Here is an 18,986-nt window from a genome sequence, read left to right on the forward strand (position 1 = left end):
ACGCCCTGCGCCCGGGCCCTAGCTTCGGTTCATGGCACACAAGACACACCTCAGCGGCGTGGGTGAGGGCCTCGAACTGGACTCGCCGGACGCCAGGATCATCGTGAAGGTGGACGCCGAGCACACCGATGGCGCCTACGAGCTGTTCGAGGTCGACGCCCCCAGAGGTCCGACCGTGCCCCCGCACGGCACCCCGTGGGCCAAGACGTACTACGTGCTCCACGGCCGGATGACCGTGTTCGTGGACGGCGAGCTCCACGACCTGGGACCGGGCGCGTCGATCACCATCCCGCCGCACGCCGTGCACACCTTCACCGTCCACACCCCGTCGGTGCGGTTCCTCGCCGTCGGCCTCACTGACGCGATGGGCAGGTTCTTCCGCGACATCGACCGGACGGTGCCCGCCGGCACACCGCTCGAGGAGGCGTTCCCGCTGCTCCAGGAGGTCGTCGGCCGACACGGCATCCGGCTGTCGGAACAGCTGCCGTGAACGCGGTCACGCAACTGTTCGCGGGCCTGGCCGCGGCGATCCACGTCATGGTCTTCGTGTGGGAGACCATCGTGTTCGACCGCCCGGGCGTTCACCGGGGGATCTTCCACATACCGAGTGAGGACCTGCCGGCCGTCAAGCTGTGGTCGTTCTGCGTGGGCTTCTACAACCTGTTCCTGGGCCTCGGCACCATCATCGGGCTGATCGCGCTGCACAGCGGGAGCGAGACCGTCGGACGCACGCTGGTGTTCTACACCTGCGCCTACATGGTGCTCGCGGGCGTCACATTGGGTGTTTCGGACCGTATGGGCCTCGGCCGCGCCAAGGGTGCCGGCATCGGCGGCACCGTGGCACAGATCTCGCCGCCGCTCATAGCGCTCGTCGCCGCAGCGGTGGCGTTGTGAACGGCGCCGTCGGCAGAGCCCTCAGGACCATCTCGCCGCGGCCCTCCTTGCTGCCACCGGTGCCTCCGCCGTCCTCTCAAGCGTCCTGACCCCGAACAGCAGCAGCTCGTCGGAGGCAAGTGGATTCGGTTCTCCTTGCATGTGTGGTCACATACGGTCGGTGAAGTGGCAGACGGCGTGCGCGGACGTCAGCCGCTCCCAGTCGGCAGGCGTGTCCGGGCCCGCGTCGAGCGGGCCGTGCAACAAGACCGAGTCCCGACGGCGCGCGGCCTCCAGCCACTCGGCGGATGCCGACGCCGGCGCAGGCACCGGGGCGCGCCACAGGATGCGGTCGTACACGTCCTGCCGCCACTTCCAGGGCTGCCTCTCGGGCAGCAAGGTCGCGGCCGGCAGCCGGACGACGCCCAACGGTGCGCCGCTCGTGCGGTCGATCTTCAACGCCCACGCCGGATCAGCACTGGGCAGCCCCTGGAAGATGTACGGCTCCCACCCGCGGCGCCGGCGCAGGTCGTCGTAACCGGCCTCGGGGACCCGGCACCAGAGCCACCGACGCGACCCGGCCGGACCCGTCAGCGTCGGGTCCGTGCGGACGCTGTACGAGGCCGGGTGCCCGAGGGCGGAGGGGTCGACCACCACGCCCGGGCCCGCCTTACCCGGATCGCTGCCCTCGACTGTCACAGTGACCATCGACAGCCCCGTCGAACGGATTGCATAAACGTGCAGGGAAACGTATAGTCATGCCATCAAGGAGGAGGCTTCCATGGTGGTACGTGCGGCGGTGGCCGGAGCGAGTGGGTACGCGGGCGGGGAACTGCTGCGGCTGCTCCTCGTGCACCCCGAGGTCGAGATCGGTGCTCTGACCGGCAACTCCAACGCGGGGCAGCGGCTCGGTGCCTTGCAGCCGCATCTGCTGCCGCTCGCCGACCGTGTGCTCCAGGAGACCAGCCCTGACGTTCTCGCCGGGCACGATATCGTCTTCCTCGCTCTGCCTCATGGGCAGTCCGCCGCCGTTGCCGAGCAGCTCGGTCCGGACGTTCTCGTCGTGGACATGGGTGCCGACTTCCGGCTCAAGGACGCGCGGGACTGGGAGGCGTTCTACGGTTCCGCGCACGCCGGGACCTGGCCCTACGGCCTTCCCGAACTGCCGGGTGGCCGCGCCGCGCTGGAGGGGTCCAAGCGCATCGCGGTGCCCGGCTGCTACCCGACCGCCGCCTCGCTCGCCCTCGTTCCGGCGTACTCGGCCGGGCTCGCCGAACCCGAGGCCGTGATCGTCGCCGCCTCCGGGACCTCGGGCGCGGGCAAGTCGCCCAAGCCGCACCTGCTGGGCAGCGAAGTCATGGGGTCCATGTCGCCGTACGGCGTCGGTGGCGTCCACCGGCACACTCCCGAGATGATCCAGAACCTCGGCGCGGCAGCCGGCGAGCCCGTCACCGTCTCCTTCACGCCGACCCTCGCCCCGATGCCGCGCGGCATCCTCGCCACGTGCACCGCGAAGGCCCGCCCCGGCGTCACCGCCGAGTCCGTGCGCGCCGCGTACGAGAAGGCGTACGGCGACGAGCCTTTCGTGCATCTGCTGCCGGAAGGGCAGTGGCCGGCGACTGCGTCCGTCTACGGTTCCAACGCCGTTCAGATCCAGGTCGCGTACGACGCGGCCGCGCACCGCATCATCGCGATCAGCGCCATCGACAACCTCACCAAGGGCACCGCGGGCGGCGCGGTGCAGAGCATGAACATCGCCCTCGGGCTGCCCGAGGACACGGGTCTTTCCACGATCGGAGTCGCACCGTGAGCTGGGGGTACCGCCTGGGGGCACCTCCCGGACGAAGTCTGGGGGAGGTAGCTGGGGAAGCACGTGCTGCCGCCGGGCCGCAGACAACGACTAAAGCCGCACCTCTGCGCTGCATGGGCGGAGAAGCGAACAAGGAGTCACAGTGAGCGTCACCGCTGCCAAGGGCTTCACCGCCTCCGGCATCGCAGCAGGCATCAAAGAGAGCGGCAACCCGGACCTCGCCCTCGTGGTCAACAACGGGCCCCGTCTGGCCGCCGCGGGCGTCTTCACCTCCAACCGTGTGAAGGCCGCGCCGGTGCTGTGGTCCGAGCAGGTCCTCAAGGGCGGCCTCATCTCCGCCGTGATCCTCAACTCCGGTGGCGCCAACGCCTGTACGGGACCCAAGGGCTTCCAGGACACGCATGCCACCGCCGAGAAGGTCGCCGCGGTACTCGGTCACAACGCCGGCGAAGTCGCCGTCGCGTCGACCGGGCTCATCGGCCTGCTGCTCCCGATGGACAAGCTGCTCAAGGGAGTTGAGACCGCCGCAGCGTCCCTGAACGAGCACGGTGGTGAGAAGGCCGCCATCGCCATCAAGACGACCGACACCGTTCACAAGACCTCGGTTGTCGAGGGGAACGGCTGGACCGTCGGCGGGATGGCCAAGGGCGCCGGGATGCTCGCTCCCGGCCTGGCCACCATGCTCGTCGTCCTCACGACGGATGCCGACGTGGAGAGCGACGTACTGGACGAGGCGCTGCGCGCGGCCACCAAGGTCACGTTCGACCGCGTCGACTCCGACGGCTGCATGTCCACCAACGACACCGTGCTGCTGCTCGCCTCCGGGGCCTCTCAAGTCACCCCGGAGTACGGGGAGTTCGCCGAAGCGGTGCGGAAGGTGTGTGACGACCTCGGGCAGCAGCTCATCCGGGACGCCGAGGGCGCCAGCAAGGACATCAAGGTCGAGGTGATCAACGCGGCGAGCGAGGACGACGCCGTCGAGGTGGGCCGCTCCATCGCCCGCAACAACCTCCTCAAGTGCGCGATCCACGGCGAGGACCCCAACTGGGGTCGCGTCCTGTCGGCGATCGGTACAACCCGAGCAGCCTTCGAGCCGGACCGGTTGAACGTCGCCATCAACGGCGTATGGGTCTGCAAGCACGGCGGTGTCGGCGAGGACCGCGACAAGGTCGACATGCGCTACCGCGAGGTGCACATCGTCGCCGACCTCGCGGCCGGCACCGAGACGGCCACCATCTGGACCAACGACCTCACCGCCGACTACGTCCACGAGAACAGCGCCTACTCGTCATGAGCACTACTCGCAAGCACACCGCCCTGCCCAAGGCGCAGATCCTCATCGAGGCGCTGCCCTGGCTGGTGCGGCACAACGGCAAGACCGTCGTCATCAAGTTCGGCGGCAACGCCATGATCGACGAAGACCTCAAGGCCGCCTTCGCGCAGGACGTCGTGTTCCTGCACCACGCCGGCCTCAAGCCCGTCGTCGTGCACGGCGGCGGGCCGCAGATCAGCGCGGCCCTGGACCAGCACGGCATCGTCAGCGAGTTCAAGGCGGGCCTCAGGGTCACCACCGAGGACGCCATGGACGTCGTACGCATGGTCCTGGCCGGACACGTGCAGCGCGAGCTGGTCGGACTGCTCAACCAGCACGGGCCGCTCGCCATCGGCATGACCGGCGAGGACGCGCACACCATCACCGCTACCAAGCACCAGCCCGAGATCGACGGGGAGTTGGTCGACATCGGGCGGGTCGGCGAGATCACCGCAATCGACACAGGCGCGATCGAGGCACTGCTCGAGGACGGCAGGATCCCGGTCATCTCCTCGATCGCCCGTTCCCAGGACGACGGACATGTCTACAACGTCAATGCTGATACGGCGGCTGCGGCACTCGCTGCGGCACTTGGCGCCGAAACCCTCATGGTCCTCACGGACGTCGAGGGCCTCTACGAGGACTGGCCGAACTCCGACGAGGTGATCAGCCGCCTCACCGCGAAGCAACTGGAGAAGCTGCTGCCCGAGCTGGCCAGCGGCATGGTCCCGAAGATGGAGGGCTGTCTGCACGCCGTGCGCAATGGCGTGAACACCGCCCGCGTGATCGACGGGCGCGTCCAGCACTCGATCCTGCTGGAGATCTTCACCGACGAGGGCATCGGCACGATGGTCGTGCCGGACGAGGACGACAAGAAAAAGGGGGACGCGGCGTGAGGGGCAATGAGGGGCTGACCACGCGCTGGCAGGGCGCGCTCATGGACAACTACGGCACTCCACGGCTGCCCCTCGTCCGCGGTGAGGGCACCAAACTCTGGGACGCCGACGGCAAGGAGTACCTCGACTTCGTCGGCGGGATCGCGGTGAACGCGCTCGGCCACGCCCATCCCGCGATCGTCGAGGCCGTCACGAAGCAGATCGCCTCCCTCGGCCATGTCTCCAACCTCTTCGTCGCCGAACCGCCCGTCGCGCTCGCCGAACGGCTGCTCCAGCTCTTCGGGCGTGACGGCCGTGTGTACTTCTGTAATTCCGGTGCGGAGGCCAACGAGGGCGCCTTCAAGATCGGGCGGCTGACCGGGCGTTCACACATGGTCGCCACGCGGGGCGGCTTCCACGGCCGGACCATGGGCGCGCTCGCGCTCACCGGTCAGCCCGGCAAGCAGGAGCCGTTCCTGCCGCTGCCGGGCGACGTCACGCATGTCCCGTACGGCGACGCCAAGGCGCTGGCCGCCGCGGTCACCGAGGACACGGCGCTGGTGATCGTCGAGCCGATCCAGGGCGAGAACGGCGTGGTCGTACCGCCCCCCGGCTACCTCAAGGCGGTTCGCGCCATCACCGCGGCCACGGGCACCCTCCTCGTCCTCGACGAGGTGCAGACGGGCGTCGGACGGACCGGGCACTGGTTCGAGTACCAGGCCCACGAGGGTGTCCTGCCCGACATCGTCACGCTGGCGAAGGGACTCGGTGGCGGGCTGCCCCTCGGCGCGACCGTCGCCTTCGGCCGGGCCGCCCAGCTGCTGAAGCCCGGTCACCACGGCACCACCTTCGGTGGGAACCCGGTCGCCTGCGCCGCCGGTCTCGCCGTCCTCGACACCATCGGGGCCGAGGGGCTGCTCGAGAACGTGAAGCGGACGAGCGAGAAGCTGCGGGGCGGGGTGGAGGCACTGGGCCACCCAATGATCGACTATGTCCGTGGCTCGGGCCTGCTCCTGGGTATCGTGCTCACCGAGCCACTCGCGCCTCAGGCGCAGCAGGCGGCTCAGGACGCCGGCCTTCTGGTGAACGCGCCCGCCCCCGATGTCGTACGGCTGATGCCGCCGCTGAACATCGGCGATGACGAGGTGGACGTCTTTCTCCGGGCACTGCCCGGCGTCCTCGACGCAGCGGCTGACGCGGCCGAGGCAGCCAACGGGGATGGACGAGCCGGAGAATGAGACGACGATGAGTCAGGCGCAGGATCACGAGCATGCCGGGCCTGCCGTACCGCAGACCCGCACCGCACGCCACCGCCGGATCGTGGACATCCTCAACCGGCAACCGGTGCGCTCCCAGAGCCAGTTGGCAAAGCTCCTCGCCGACGACGGGCTGACCGTCACGCAGGCGACGCTCTCCCGGGACCTGGACGAGCTGAACGCGGTGAAAATCCGCAACACCGACGGCGACCTCATCTACGCGGTCCCGAGCGAGGGCGGTTTCCGCACCCCGCGCGCACCGCTGGGCGGGTCGGCGAAGGAGGAGCGGATGCGGCGCCTGTCCGCGGAGCTGCTGATCTCCGCGGAGGCCTCCGCCAACCTCGTGGTCCTGCGTACGCCGCCCGGCGCCGCGCAGTTCCTCGCCTCGGCCATCGACCAGGCCGAACTGCACGACATCCTCGGCACGATCGCGGGTGACGACACGCTGCTGCTGATCAGCCGTGACCCGACTGGTGGGCAGGCGCTGGCTGATCACTTGCTGCGGCTGGCGCAGAACCACCACTGAGAACCGTTGACGCGTACGGTGAGCACGCGCTCTCTCGTACGGGGCTGAAGCCTCACCCCAGGCGTGCGCCCAGCCCACCGGTGCAGCGAACCTCGTCGCCCGCCGTGATGAGCAGCGCCTCGACGTCCGGGAGGGACTCCAGCCAGCTGAGGGCCTGCCGGGAACCCATCGCGAAGGCCGCCGTCGCCCAGGCGTCCGCCCAGGTCAGCCGGGGGCTCACCACGGTCACGGCCACCAGGTCGGTGACCGCCGACCGGCCGGTGCCGGGGTCCACGATGTGGACGCCGCGCTCGGCGGAACCCGAGGTCGCGACGGCCAGTTCGGCGGCGCCCGCCGCGGAGACGACCGCCGCGAGGGAGCCGGGGCGCAGCGGGTCCGAGACGCCGACCCGCCAGGGCCGCTCGGGCCCCGGTGTGCCGAGCAACTGGACGTCACCACCGCCGTTCACGCTGACGCCGCTCGCCCCGGCAGCCATCAGGTGCCGGGCCGCGCGCTCGACCGACCAGCCCTTCACCAGACCCGTCGGGTCGACGACACCGCCGTACTTCGTGCTGAACCAGCCGTCGCTCAATCGCTCGGCCTCGGCGCACAGTTCGAGGACTTCGGCGACCTCCGGGTCGCACTCCTCGACGGTCAGCTCCTCCCGGCCGAGCCGGGAGATCTGGCTGTCCTCTTTGTAGGTGCTGAACACCGCGTCCACCACGTGGAGTTGGGCGATCGCCTCCTGCAACGCGGTCTGCACGGCCGTCGCTTCGCCCCCGCGCACGTCGAACGAGACGACCGTGCCCATCACCTCCTCCGCGTGACGCACCGCGGGGGGCGCCTGCGCGGGATCCGCCACCTCAGCCACCGACCTGGTCCAGGGCGTTCTGGAGGGACTTCTTGTAGCCGGCGCTGGTGTAGGAGGCTCCGGAGACGGCGTCGATGTCGGCGCTGCTCGCGGTGACCGCGGCCTGGTTGAGCTTGGGGATCGAGTTGGCGCTGATCTGGTCGCTGCGTCCGCCCTTCGGCTTCTGTACCGCCTCGGCCTTGGTGATCTTCCCGCCGTTGTAGGTGATACGGACCTGGACGGGGCCGTACTGGGTTTCGGCCACGCTTCCGGTCACGATGCGCGCGTCGGCTGCCACGTCGGCGGACCCGCCACCGCCGCTGCCATTGCCGGAGTCTGCGGACCCGCTACCGCCACTGCCGGAACCGGTCTGACCGGAGCCGGCAGCGGATCCGCCACCGGACTGAGGAGCCTTGTCGAGAGCTGATTGGAGGGACTTCTTGTAGCCGGCGCTGGTGTAGGTGGCTCCGGAGACGGCGTCGATGTCGGCGCTGCTCGCGGTGACGGCGGCCTGGTTGAGCTTGGGGATCGAGTTGCCGCTGATCTGGTCGCTGCGTCCGCCGGTCGGCTTCTGTACCGCCTCGGCCTTGGTGATCTTCCCGCCACTCATCGTGACGCGGACCTGGACGGGACCGTACTCGGTCGTGGCCACGTCTCCGGTGACCGTCTGAGCCTGGGCCGAGCCGGAGGACGAGCCGCCGCCACCCGACTGGGCGGCCTTGTCCATTGCCGACTGGAGGGACTTCTTGTAGCCGGCGCTGGTGTAGGTGGCTCCGGAGACGGCATCGATGTCGGCGCTGCCCGCGGTGACCGCCGCCTGGTTGAGCTTGGGGATCGCGTCGGCGCTGATCTGGTCGCTGCGTCCGCCCTTCGGCTGCTGGACCGCCTCGGCCTTGGTGATCTTGCCGCCGCTCATGGTCACGCGGACCTGGACGGGGCCGTACTCGGTCGTGGCCGCGGTTCCGGTGACCGTGCCGTCCTGGACGGCCGACTGCTGCGCGCCGCCCTGTGGCGCCGCGCCGTCCTGCGCGGATGCGGACGATGACGGGTCCGACGCCGGCTTCAGCGAGAGGACCAGGACGATCCCGGACACGGTGGCGGCGGTGGCGAGCATGGCACGCCGAATGGGGTGACTCTTCTTCATCGCTCCTGACTCCCGTCGCTCACATCTCGAACGACTCGTGATGGATGCGGCGGGCCGGTACGCCCGCGCCGCGGAGTGCTTCGTAGACCTGCTGTGCGAAGCCGGGCGGCCCACACAGGAACACGTCGTGGCGGTCGACGTCCGGCAGCTTTCTGCGCAGGGTCTCCGCCGAGATGTCGGGGCGTTCCCCGTCCGGGCTGTTGACCGCGTACATGAGCCGGGCGCCGCGCTCGTCGGCGATGGCGGCGAGCTCGTCCCAAAGGGCCAGGTCCTGGGTGCTGTTGGCCCGGTACAGCAGCGTCAGATCGCCGGGCGAGCCGGGCAGAGTCTCGAACAGTGCCCGCATCGGGGTGATTCCGACACCGCCGGCGATCAGCAGCACCTTGCCGCTTCGGCGCCGGGATGCGGTCATCGCGCCGTACGGGCCCTCGGCCCATACGCGGGTACCGGGCTCCAGTTCGCGCAGCCGGGAGCTGTGGTCGCCGATCGCCTTCACCGTGATGCGCAGCATGTTGGGGCGGGGCGCCGCCGACAGGGAGTACGGGTGCGAGCTGAGCCGCATGCCCGGTGACAGGAACCGCCACCGGAAGAACTGCCCGGCCTCGGCGCCGATGCGGTGCAGCCGCCGTCCCGAGATCAGCACCGAGACGACCCCGGGTGCCTCCTCGACCACGTCGGCGACCCGCATACGGTGCCGCATGTTGAGGCGGATCGGCACGAGCACCCGGTACCAGAGCGCGAGCGCGGTCACGGTCCCGTACAGCGCGTACCAGGCCGTGGTCGCGGCGGGCTGGACGGCGAAGTCGTTGCCCGTGGACAGCTGGTGCCAGAAGGACAGGTACACGGCTGCGTATGTGAGCAGATGGACGTGGTACCAGGTGTCGTACGGGATCCTGCGCCGGATGCCGCCGATGGAGATCAGGCCGATGAACAGCAGCAGGCTCGTGCCGATCGCGGCCTTGCCCATGTCCGGCAGCGTGTTCACCGAGTCGATGGTCTGCTGGACGATCCCGGAGAATCCGAGCCCGGCCTGCAGCGCGTAGCCATACATGGTCAGGATGAGGTGCGCGAGGACCAGACAGAGCGTGTAACGCCCGCTCATCGCGTGCCAGCGGGCGACTCGGTCCGAGCCGACGCGGCGCTCCAGCGCGGGCACCCGGGCCATCTGCAACACCACGAGGGCCATCAGATAGCCGGCCAGCAGACCGGTGATCCGGCCGGCGTTGAGTATCCGGTCCGTGTTGTTGGCGATGGCCGGAGTGTTGCTCCACCACAGCCAGACCACCCCCACCGCACCCGCCCAGACAGCGAGCAGCAGCGGGACTGCGGGATTGCGGCGAGGGCGGATACGGCGCAACGTCTGGCGCCGCGCAGCGCGACCGCCGGCGATCGTACTCACGGTTCCTCCGTGGGACTGGCGAGAGGGGGAGTGGCCCTTGGCCCAGAGGTACGTCCCGGGACGGCAGCTTGTTCAATGGACCAGGGAACAAGGGGTGAACTGCTGCGACTGCCGGTAACCCGGTGGCGGCACGAAGGGCCTGCGCAAAGGGCGTGGCCGACCTCAGTAGCGGACGATCGAGGTCGGACCGCTCGCCGTCCCGATTGCGATGTGCGGCCTGCGCGCCGGATCCGCCCAGTCCAGGATCCGCTGCATGGCGTCCCGCGGTACGGACACACAACCGGCCGTCGCCCCACGCCCGTTGACATGAAGGAAGATCCCGGCGCCGCGCCCGCGCACGGGCCGCTCGTAGTTGAAGCCGATGACGAGCGCGTACGCGTACCGCGTTCCGTACGAGATCAGGTGCTCGGACTCGGCGGCGCGACAATCGGCGGCCCGGGGCTCGGTCCACCGGTTGTATGCGCGGGAGTCGTTGTCCTGGCACCACCACGAATTCTGGTGAACGCGGCGGTACGGGGCTTTGGTCCCCCTGGGCGCGGCCTTGATCCCGAACGCGTACGGAAGGTCGTAGAGCCCGGTGGGTGTCGTGTTCGTCCCCTGTCGGCGCGAGCCGCCCTCGACCAGCCCCTTGGCGCCGAAGCGCGCGGCTGACGAACCGGTCTTCACCCAGCGCCCGTCGCGTCGGTCCCACCACGTGAGGGTCCCGGTCGTCGAAGACGTGCGCGAGGCCTGCGCGGTGATGAGCTGGGTGCCGCCGCCGGTGTCCGCCATCCGCTCGGGAAGGGCGGGCGGGCCACTCGGGGCCAGGGTGAGGAGGGACGCGGACACGAGGAAGACGGCGGCTCCGAGACGCATGAATCGGACGCTACGGGGAGGCGGCGGCAGGGGCAGCCTGGGTGGGCCGAACGGGCGGCAGCGGCAGCGGCAGGGGCAGCCCGGGTGGGCCGCACGGGCGCCGTCCGTTGGTGTCTCACCGGTATTCCCGTGGGTTCCGGGCGGCCTGCCAGGGCGCCCGGAACCCACGGTGTCCACGGGGGCCGCGCTCACAGACCCGGCGGGGGACCCAGCGGGTTGAGCAGTTCGGCCTTGCCCTCGAACGCGTAGAGCAGCAGATCGCTCATCCGGAAGGTGCTCTGGTCCACAGCGAGGGTGGGACGCCACTCGGGATCACGGACGATGGAGTGCTTGCTGCCCTCCATGGCCCGGTGGAAGACCTCGGCGACGATACGGCCGCCGACCCCGGTCAGCCGGCCGCCGCCCTTCACTTCGGCCTCCCTGAGGATGTAGAACCACAGGGGGGTCTTGGTCCTGACCAACTCCAGCTCTTCTGGGCTCAGTTCCCCCAGCGACGCACCGTCGCCGCTGCCCCGCTCGATCTCGTCCCCGGTGAGCCGCTCGTCCTCGTCGAGCTTGAAGAACTCCGCCATCTCCTGGCCGGTCGCGAGCTTGAGCATGTTGGCCCGGGTGAGGTTCCGGAAGGCGAGATTGCGCTCGATCTCCGGGACCGTGGACCCCCGGGCGCCGAACGACCCGAGCGGGAGCTGCTTGAGCACGTCGACCAGCAGGGTGTCGATCCGCTTCGCCAGATTGAACTGGTCCGCGGTCCTCATGAGCTCCTTGCGGCCGGTCTCGCTGAAGTCGAAGAGCCGGGGGAGATCGGCGACCCAGTTGGTCGGCAGACGCTCCGCGGTGCCCGCGTCCGGGTCGTCGTCCTGGCTGGGCGGGAAGGGCAGAAAATTGCCGCTGGTCGCGGAGAAGACGAAGAGCAGCCGCAGCGTCGCGGGAGTGATGACACCGGGGCCTTGTCCGCTGTTGAACACCCGGTTCCACTCGTACTCGGCGCGGACCATGCTGTGGCCCAGGCGGAAGGCCGCCACCGAGAACTCGATGGGCATGGTGGGCGCGTCGCCGGGCTGAAGGGTTCGGTACATGTCGTCTTCGACAGCGCCGTCGTCGTACCTGATGTCGGGCGCCACGTCGAAGTACCTGCGACCGTGGGCGAAGACGTCGTCCACGATCTGGTCGTCGACGATCTGGATCAGGTAGTCCGTGCGCAGCATCCACTGGTAGTGCTTGACGACCAGTTCGCGCGCGGTGTCGAAGAGCACCGCGCTGTCCGTCCCCTTTGCGGCCAGGTCGCTGACGACCTTGTTGTGGAAGCGGATGAAGGCGCAGTGGATCTGGGCGACGGCGAGGTTCTCGTCGTTGCGGGGATCGGGGATCAGCGCTGCCCGCCGCTCCCCGATCGACGAACCGATGCCGACGCGGGGCAGGTCGAACCCGTCCAGTTCCCGCTGCGGGACATCGTTGACGCCGTCCGGCCTTCCTCCCACCGGCTGGGTCCTGCCGGTGCGCAACCGGATTCCGTCGGGCCCGTAGAACTTCCGGTCCTGCGGCTTCTGCGGCCCCCGCCCGTACAGGCTGTCGAGGTCCAGGGCCGGAGAGCGGCCCTGGATGAGTTCCTCGACGGTGACGTCCTGCTCCAGGTCCCGGATGGTGGCGTCGAGCGTCAGATCGTGGTCGACGAACTGCCCCAGGTAGGTGAATCCCGCCGGAATGGCGGGGCGGGAGGAGTCCGGCGACTCTCCGGCAGGGCCGGCGGGGTCGGGTGTCATCGCCTTGGCGAGCGCCTCGCGCACTGTCCTGCTCGTCACCGTGGTCCGGGGCCCGGGGCTCAGACGGGAGAAGCGGAACTTGCGCAGCGAGGCGATGGTCGACGGCGTCGACGGTTCGACCGGGGCGTCGCTGCTCGTGCCCGGATCGTTGAAGATGCCCTCACCGAGTACGTAGTAGGAGTTGCGGACATGGCGTTTGGTCTGAGGTTCGCGTGCGGGTCGGAACATGGATCCCCCATCTGTTCCTGATGTCGTGCTGTCCCTGTGTTCCTTGTGGGCTCAAGCCCCGGTCCGGACGGGTGCGACTTCTCCGGACGTCCCCTGGTGGCGCCTTGAGCGCGCTGGCGCCGAGCGTAGGCGCTGCGAACGGCGGAGGGGAGAATTCCGTCAAATGGCCCAACAGCCTTGTGTGCCAAGAAGATCCGCAAACCACGCGCATCCGTGCATGGCGGCACGGAATGGCGCAAGGTTCTCAAGGCGTACGAGCTCAGGCTGGAGTGGGAGGCAGTGGCAGGGGTAGCCCGGGCAGGCCGTCCAGGCTCGTCGCTATGTGCTCCTTCTTCCCGAAGTACTCGCTCAGTGAGGTGTCGTCCTCGCGTGCGAAGCGCTTGGCGTGCACGTCGCGGTCCTCGTCGTAGGCCATGAAGGGCACCGAATAGCCGCAGGAGTCCCGGATGAGTTCGGCGGTCACCACGATGATCGCGCGCAGGCCGTGCGGGGTCGGGTCGATGTCCGGGAAGTGGGTGAGGAGGTCCTTGAAGCGCGGGTCGTCGCGGAAGACCGGCTCGCCGCGGCCGTGTACGCGGACGATGTTCGGCGGACCCTGGAAGGCGCACCACATGAGGGTGATCCGGCCGTTCTCCCGCAGGTGGGCGATCGTTTCGGCGTTGCTTCCGGCGAAGTCCAGGTAGGCGACGGTGAGTTCGTCGAGGACCGCGAACGAGCCCTTGAGGCCCTTGGGGGAGAGGTTGACCGTGCCGTCCCCGGACAGGGGGGCGGTCGCGGTGAAGAAGAGGGGCTGCTCCTCGATGAACGTACGGAGCCGGCCGTCTATGTGCTCGTAGGTCTTTCCCATGCCTAACGATTATTGGCGCAACTCCTTTGGCTGTCTAAGGAATTGCGCGCTCTGGGGAAAAACGGGCTCCGTGGCCGCCCCGGCCCAGCGCTCGGGGCGGCCACGGAGGGCCTGGTGCGTCGGTTACTGGTTGAGCTCGCAGGCCGCGAGGGCTTCGAGGCCCTCGGGCTTCTCGGCTGCGCGGCCGATCGCCGTCTCGATGCGGTTCAGAGCGGCGACTCGCTTGTCCTCGAGCGGGCCGAGGATCGCGTTCTGGACGAAGTTGGGGCCGCCCTGGCCGACGGTGTCCACGAGGCGCTGGTTGGCCTCGGAGATCTGGGTGTCGAGCTGGGCGAGGTTGCTGTCCACCTCGGCCTGTGCCGAAGCGGGGATCTCGGCGGGGAGGCTCGGCTCGACGTCGGGGCAGCTGATCGTGCCCGCGGCGCCGGCGTTGCCCGCATCCTCGGCTCCGGCCCCGTTCTCGTCGTTCTCCGCGTTTCCGGCGTCCCCGGCTCCGGCACCGCCCGCGTTCTCGTCGGCCGCGCCGGTCGCCGCCTCGGTCGGCTCCTCCTCGGCCTCGCCGCCCGCGTCAGCCGCGCCACCCGCATTGAGGTCACAGGCCGCGAGGGCTTCGAGGCCCTCGGGCTTCTCGGCTGCGCGGCCGATCGCGGTCTCGATGCGGTTCAGCGTGGCGATGCGCTTGTCCTCGAGCGGGCCGAGGATGGCGTTCTGGACGAAGTTGGGGCCGCCCTGGCCGACCGTGTCGACCAGTCTCCGGTTGGCCTCGGAGATCTGGGTGTCGAGGAGCGTGAGGTTGCGCTCCACCTCGGCCTGCGCGGAGGCCGGGATCTCCGGGAGACTGCCCTCCACGGCCGGACAGTTCACCGTGCCGGGCGACGCGTTCGTAGCGGCCTGGTCGCCGTTGTTCGACGTCTCTCCGGCCAATGCCGATCCGGCGATCACGGCACCGGACAACACCACCGCGGCGGCGCCGCCGATCATCGCCACGCGGCGCTTGTGGTACTTCGGGAGAGCCCTGGACATGCGGAAGCCTCGCTCTGGTCGGGGGTTGGGCCGCCCGGGGTCGATCGGACGGCGTACTCCAGCTGTCGTTTACAAACGCGGCGCCTGCGTTCAGCGGGAGATACGGGAAAGCGATTTCGCCCGTTCAGCGAAACCCTGAGATTTGTTCGCGACCTTCTCCGGCGGACCCCGTGATTGACGAATCATGCGGACTCCTGCATACTCATGCATGTCAGCGAATGCACTGTGAGGAGAAACCCGTGACCGAGCGCGTCGTACTCGCCTACTCGGGCGGCCTGGACACCTCCGTCGCCATCGGCTGGATCGCCGAGGAGACGGGCGCCGAGGTCATCGCCGTTGCCGTGGACGTCGGCCAGGGCGGCGAGGACCTGGACGTCATCCGCAAGCGCGCGCTCTCCTGCGGTGCCGTAGAGGCCGAGGTCGCGGACGCCAGGGATGAGTTCGCCGAGGAGTACTGCCTCCCGGCGATCAAGGCCAACGCCCTCTACATGGACCGCTACCCGCTGGTCTCCGCTCTTTCCCGGCCGACGATCGTCAAGCACCTCGTAGCCGCCGCCCAGAAGCACGGCGCCACCACGGTCGCCCACGGCTGCACCGGCAAGGGCAACGACCAGGTCCGCTTCGAGGCCGGCATCGTCGCCCTCGCCCCCGACCTCAAGTGCATCGCCCCGGTCCGCGACTACGCGATGACCCGGGACAAGGCGATCGCCTTCTGCGAGGACAAGGGCCTGCCGATCGCCACCACCAAGAAGTCGCCGTACTCCATCGACCAGAACGTCTTCGGGCGCGCCGTCGAGACCGGCTTCCTGGAGGACATCTGGAACGCCCCGATCGAGGACGTCTACGAGTACACGCAGAACCCCGCGCTGCCGCGTGAGCCCGACGAGGTCGTCATCACCTTCAAGGCGGGCGTCCCGGTCGCCATCGACGGCAAGCCCGTCACCGTCCTGCAGGCCATCCAGCAGCTCAACGAGCGTGCCGGCGCCCAGGGCATCGGCCGGATCGACATGGTCGAGGACCGCCTCGTGGGCATCAAGTCCCGTGAGGTGTACGAGGCTCCCGGCGCCATCGCGCTGATCACGGCCCACCAGGAGCTGGAGAACGTCACCGTCGAGCGCGAACTCGCCCGCTACAAGCGGCAGGTCGAGCAGCGCTGGGGCGAGCTGGTCTACGACGGCCTGTGGTTCTCCCCGCTCAAGCGCGCCCTGGACGGCTTCATCAACGAGGCCAACCAGCACGTCTCCGGCGACATCCGGATGACCCTGCACGGCGGTCGCGCCGTCGTCACCGGCCGCCGCTCCGAGTCGTCGCTGTACGACTTCAACCTCGCGACGTACGACACGGGCGACTCCTTCGACCAGTCGGCGGCGAAGGGCTTCATCGACATCTACAGCCTGTCGTCGAAGATCGCGGCACGGCGTGATCTGCAGGCGTAGCCTGACGGAGACCTGGCGTAGGCCTCGCCCGTACTGACCTGACAGCCGCCTCCTCACCTGCAAGGGTGGGGAGGCGGTCGCACATTCACCATTCTCCGAGGAGTAGAGCAAGTGAGCAGCAACAGCGGTGACGTACGGCTCTGGGGCGGCCGTTTCGCCGACGGTCCCGCCGAGGCCCTGGCGAGGCTGTCCGCGTCCGTCCACTTCGACTGGCGGCTCGCGCCCTACGACATCGCCGGTTCGCGGGCCCACGCGCGCGTGCTGCACAAGGCGAACCTCCTCACGGCCGATGAGCTGGAGCGTATGCTCGCGGGCCTCGATCAGCTCGAAACCGATGTCGCCGAAGGCTCGCTCGTCGGCACCATCGCCGACGAGGACGTCCACACCGCCCTGGAGCGGGGCCTGTTGGAGCGGCTCGGCCCCGACCTCGGCGGCAAGCTGCGCGCGGGCCGGTCGCGCAACGACCAGGTCGCCACGCTCTTCCGGATGTACCTGCGCGACCACGCCCGCATCATCGGCGGCCTGATCGCCGACCTCCAGGACGCCCTGATCGGCCTGGCCGAGGCCCACCCGGACGTCGCCATGCCGGGCCGTACGCACCTTCAGCACGCTCAGCCGGTGCTGTTCGCCCATCACGTACTGGCCCACGCGCAGGCCCTTTCCCGGGACGCCGAGCGCCTGCGTCAGTGGGACGAGCGGACGGCGGTGTCGCCGTACGGCTCGGGGGCCCTGGCCGGCAGCAGCCTCGGCCTGGACCCGGAGGCGGTCGCGAAGGACCTGGGCTTCGAGCACGGCAGCTCGGGCAACTCCATCGACGGCACGGCTTCCCGTGACTTCGCCGCCGAGTTCGCCTTCATCACCGCGATGATCGGCGTCAACCTCTCCCGGATCGCCGAGGAAATCATCCTCTGGAACACGAAGGAGTTCTCCTTCGTCACCCTCCACGACGCCTTCTCCACCGGCTCGTCGATCATGCCGCAGAAGAAGAACCCGGACATCGCGGAGCTGGCGCGCGGCAAGTCGGGCCGCCTCATCGGCAACCTGACCGGCCTGATGGCGACGCTGAAGGCCCTCCCGCTCGCGTACAACCGCGACCTCCAGGAGGACAAGGAGCCGGTCTTCGACTCCTGCGACCAACTGGAGGTCCTGCTCCCCGCGTTCACCGGCATGATGGCGACCCTGACCGTCAACCGCGAACGTATGGAGGAACTGGCTCCCGCCGGTTTCTCACTCGCCACAGACATCGCCGAGTGGCTGGTCAAGCAGGGCGTCCCGTTCCGCGTAGCGCACGAGGTAGCGGGCGAGTGCGTAAAGGTGGCCGAGTCCGAGAACAAGGAACTGGACCAGCTGACCGACGACCAGTTCGCAAAGATCTCCGCACACCTGACCCCCGAGGTCCGCTCGGTACTGAACGTCCCCGGCGCCCTGGCCTCCCGCAACGCCCGAGGCGGCACGGCCCCCAGCGCGGTGGCGGTGCAGCTGGCAGAGGTGAAGGCGGACGTGGCGGCACAACACGAGTGGGCAACGGCAAAGGAGAAGCCGTAGAGGAGTGCCCTTCCAGCGTGCGGGGCTGTGTCGATGTGCGGCTCCGCCGCGATGGGGGTCCCCCCGGGTTCGAGCGAATCCGAGAACTTGGGGGAGCGACAAACCACGACGAACTCGCACCCGCCGAATCCGCCCCGACCATCCGAGCTCTCATGCGGGGGTCCAGGGGCGCAGACCCTCCGGATGATGGGGGAGGGCAGGGCGGCGGGGCGAGAAACACCTGTGGCGAACCCGCCGCGAGTTACGTTGGTCGAGCACCCGTACCGGAGCCGACCGAACGGAGCCCGCGATGCCCTTCGCACGTCTCGCGACCGCCACGACGCCCACCTGCCACATCGGCCTTGGCCTGGCCGCCGTGGGCCGCCCGGGCTACATCAACCTGGGCCGCGATCGTGACCTGCCGGAGGCACGTAGCGTCGACGCCCTACGAGAACGCACCCACGAACTCCTGGACGCCGCCTATGCCCAAGGCGTCCGCTACTTCGACGCAGCCCGCTCATACGGCCGTGCCGAGGAATTCCTGGCCGACTGGCTGCGCACCCGCCCCGACATCGACGACGTGGTCATCGGCAGCAAATGGGGCTACACCTACACCGCCGACTGGCGCACGGACGCAGAGGAACACGAGGTCAAGGACCACAGCGTCACCACGTACGAGCGCCAGCGCGCCGAGACCGCCGACCTGCTCGGCGACCGCCTCGACCTCTACCAGATCCACTCCGTGACCCCGGACAGCCCGGCCCTCACCGACAAGGAACTCCACGCCGAGCTGGCGGAAGCCGCCGCCCAGGGGCTCACGATCGGCTTCTCCACCAGCGGACCGGCCCAGGCCGACGCCATCCGGGCCGCGCTCGCCGTGACCGTCGACGGCGAGCCCCTCTTCCGTACCGTCCAGGCCACCTACAACGCCCTGGAAACGTCCGCCGCGCCCGCACTCGCCGAGGCCCACGACGCCGGGCTCACCGTGATCGTCAAGGAGGCCATGGCCAACGGCCGCCTCGCCGGTCCGCAAGCCCCCGAAGCGGTACGCGCCATCGCCGAGGCGGCGGAACTCGGCGCCGACGCGATCGCCCTCGCCCTGATCCTCCGGCAGCCCTGGGCCGGCGTCGTCCTCTCCGGCGCAGCCACCGTCAACCAGCTCGTCTCGAACCTGCACGCCGCCGTCGTCGACCTCGACGACGAACAGGTGGCCCGGCTGACCGCACTCGTCGAGGAGCCGGGCGCGTACTGGGAGCGACGCGGGCAGCTGCCCTGGCACTGAACATCCG

18 protein-coding genes are annotated in these 18,986 nt (G+C 69.4%); 10 read left to right on the forward strand and 8 right to left on the reverse strand.

Going from position 1 to position 18,986, the window contains the following annotated elements:
• Positions 1-31: 31 nt before the first annotated feature.
• Together ACFYO0_RS17380 and ACFYO0_RS17385 are read left to right on the forward strand one after the other, a co-directional pair.
• Entirely contained in the window at positions 32-490 is a 459-nt protein-coding gene (locus ACFYO0_RS17380; RefSeq protein ID WP_388676116.1) for a cupin domain-containing protein, read from the forward strand.
• The gene (locus ACFYO0_RS17385; protein ID WP_388676119.1) at positions 487-894 is read left to right on the forward strand and encodes a DUF1304 domain-containing protein; all 408 of its coding nucleotides are present in this window, start codon (positions 487-489) and stop codon (positions 892-894) included. The genes ACFYO0_RS17380 and ACFYO0_RS17385 overlap by 4 nt, the downstream gene beginning before the upstream one ends.
• 147 nt (positions 895-1,041) lie before the next feature.
• Here the strand turns inward: ACFYO0_RS17385 and ACFYO0_RS17390 are convergent, their stop codons facing one another.
• A complete protein-coding gene (locus tag ACFYO0_RS17390) occupies positions 1,042-1,581 on the reverse strand; it encodes a hypothetical protein (protein ID WP_388676122.1) in 540 nt (179 codons plus the stop codon).
• Positions 1,582-1,654: 73 nt separating this feature from the next.
• On the opposite strand from ACFYO0_RS17390, the gene argC reads away from it, so the two are divergent.
• The 5 genes from argC to ACFYO0_RS17415 all read left to right on the forward strand — a co-directional run bounded on the left by argC (position 1,655) and on the right by ACFYO0_RS17415 (position 6,652).
• Positions 1,655-2,683, forward strand: coding sequence for an N-acetyl-gamma-glutamyl-phosphate reductase (gene argC, locus ACFYO0_RS17395; protein WP_388676125.1), 1,029 nt, complete (start codon positions 1,655-1,657; stop codon positions 2,681-2,683).
• A gap of 142 nt (positions 2,684-2,825) precedes the next feature.
• Positions 2,826-3,977, forward strand: coding sequence for a bifunctional glutamate N-acetyltransferase/amino-acid acetyltransferase ArgJ (gene argJ / locus ACFYO0_RS17400; RefSeq protein ID WP_388676128.1), 1,152 nt, complete (start codon positions 2,826-2,828; stop codon positions 3,975-3,977).
• A complete protein-coding gene (argB, locus tag ACFYO0_RS17405; RefSeq protein WP_386344682.1) occupies positions 3,974-4,891 on the forward strand; it encodes an acetylglutamate kinase in 918 nt (305 codons plus the stop codon). The genes argJ and argB overlap by 4 nt, the downstream gene beginning before the upstream one ends.
• Positions 4,888-6,108: an acetylornithine transaminase gene (locus ACFYO0_RS17410; protein ID WP_388676131.1), complete on the forward strand. Its 1,221-nt coding sequence runs from the start codon at positions 4,888-4,890 to the stop codon at positions 6,106-6,108. Before argB ends, ACFYO0_RS17410 begins: the two co-directional genes overlap by 4 nt.
• Before the next feature lie 7 nt (positions 6,109-6,115).
• A complete protein-coding gene (locus tag ACFYO0_RS17415) occupies positions 6,116-6,652 on the forward strand; it encodes an arginine repressor (protein WP_344393583.1) in 537 nt (178 codons plus the stop codon).
• A 52-nt stretch (positions 6,653-6,704) separates the two neighbouring features.
• On the opposite strand, the gene ACFYO0_RS17420 is transcribed toward ACFYO0_RS17415, so the two are convergent.
• The 7 genes from ACFYO0_RS17420 to ACFYO0_RS17450 all read right to left on the reverse strand — a co-directional run bounded on the left by ACFYO0_RS17420 (position 6,705) and on the right by ACFYO0_RS17450 (position 14,737).
• Complete coding sequence (locus tag ACFYO0_RS17420) at positions 6,705-7,442, reverse strand: FAD:protein FMN transferase (protein ID WP_388676586.1); 738 nt, start codon at positions 7,440-7,442, stop codon at positions 6,705-6,707.
• Between the two features lie 52 nt (positions 7,443-7,494).
• Positions 7,495-8,625, reverse strand: coding sequence for an FMN-binding protein (locus ACFYO0_RS17425; RefSeq protein WP_388676134.1), 1,131 nt, complete (start codon positions 8,623-8,625; stop codon positions 7,495-7,497).
• Between the two features lie 19 nt (positions 8,626-8,644).
• Positions 8,645-10,024 carry a ferric reductase-like transmembrane domain-containing protein gene (locus ACFYO0_RS17430; protein WP_386344677.1) on the reverse strand — a complete coding sequence of 460 codons (1,380 nt, stop codon included), beginning with the start codon at positions 10,022-10,024 and terminating at the stop codon, positions 8,645-8,647.
• Positions 10,025-10,186: 162 nt separating this feature from the next.
• Positions 10,187-10,879: a L,D-transpeptidase gene (locus ACFYO0_RS17435; RefSeq protein WP_388676137.1), complete on the reverse strand. Its 693-nt coding sequence runs from the start codon at positions 10,877-10,879 to the stop codon at positions 10,187-10,189.
• A gap of 188 nt (positions 10,880-11,067) precedes the next feature.
• Positions 11,068-12,867, reverse strand: coding sequence for a heme peroxidase family protein (locus ACFYO0_RS17440; protein ID WP_388676140.1), 1,800 nt, complete (start codon positions 12,865-12,867; stop codon positions 11,068-11,070).
• 259 nt (positions 12,868-13,126) lie between these two features.
• Positions 13,127-13,714 carry a pyridoxamine 5'-phosphate oxidase family protein gene (locus ACFYO0_RS17445; protein WP_388676143.1) on the reverse strand — a complete coding sequence of 196 codons (588 nt, stop codon included), beginning with the start codon at positions 13,712-13,714 and terminating at the stop codon, positions 13,127-13,129.
• 123 nt (positions 13,715-13,837) lie between these two features.
• On the reverse strand, positions 13,838-14,737 hold the full coding sequence (locus ACFYO0_RS17450) for a hypothetical protein (RefSeq protein WP_388676145.1): 900 nt from the start codon (positions 14,735-14,737) through the stop codon (positions 13,838-13,840).
• Between the two features lie 239 nt (positions 14,738-14,976).
• Between ACFYO0_RS17450 and ACFYO0_RS17455 the strand changes: the two genes are divergently transcribed.
• The 3 genes from ACFYO0_RS17455 (at position 14,977) to ACFYO0_RS17465 (ending at position 18,979) form a co-directional block, all read left to right on the forward strand.
• Positions 14,977-16,173 (forward strand): argininosuccinate synthase, encoded by a 1,197-nt coding sequence (locus ACFYO0_RS17455; protein ID WP_388676148.1) that lies wholly within the window; start codon positions 14,977-14,979, stop codon positions 16,171-16,173.
• Positions 16,174-16,284: 111 nt separating this feature from the next.
• Entirely contained in the window at positions 16,285-17,718 is a 1,434-nt protein-coding gene (argH, locus tag ACFYO0_RS17460; protein ID WP_388676151.1) for an argininosuccinate lyase, read from the forward strand.
• Positions 17,719-18,007: 289 nt separating this feature from the next.
• Positions 18,008-18,979, forward strand: a complete 972-nt coding sequence (locus ACFYO0_RS17465; protein ID WP_388676154.1) for an aldo/keto reductase — start codon at positions 18,008-18,010, stop codon at positions 18,977-18,979.
• The last annotated feature ends 7 nt before the right edge of the window (positions 18,980-18,986 follow it).

The sequence above is a fragment of the Streptomyces sp. NPDC006365 genome, from assembly GCF_042870755.1.
Classification (GTDB): Bacteria; Actinomycetota; Actinomycetes; order Streptomycetales; family Streptomycetaceae; genus Streptomyces; species Streptomyces xiangluensis.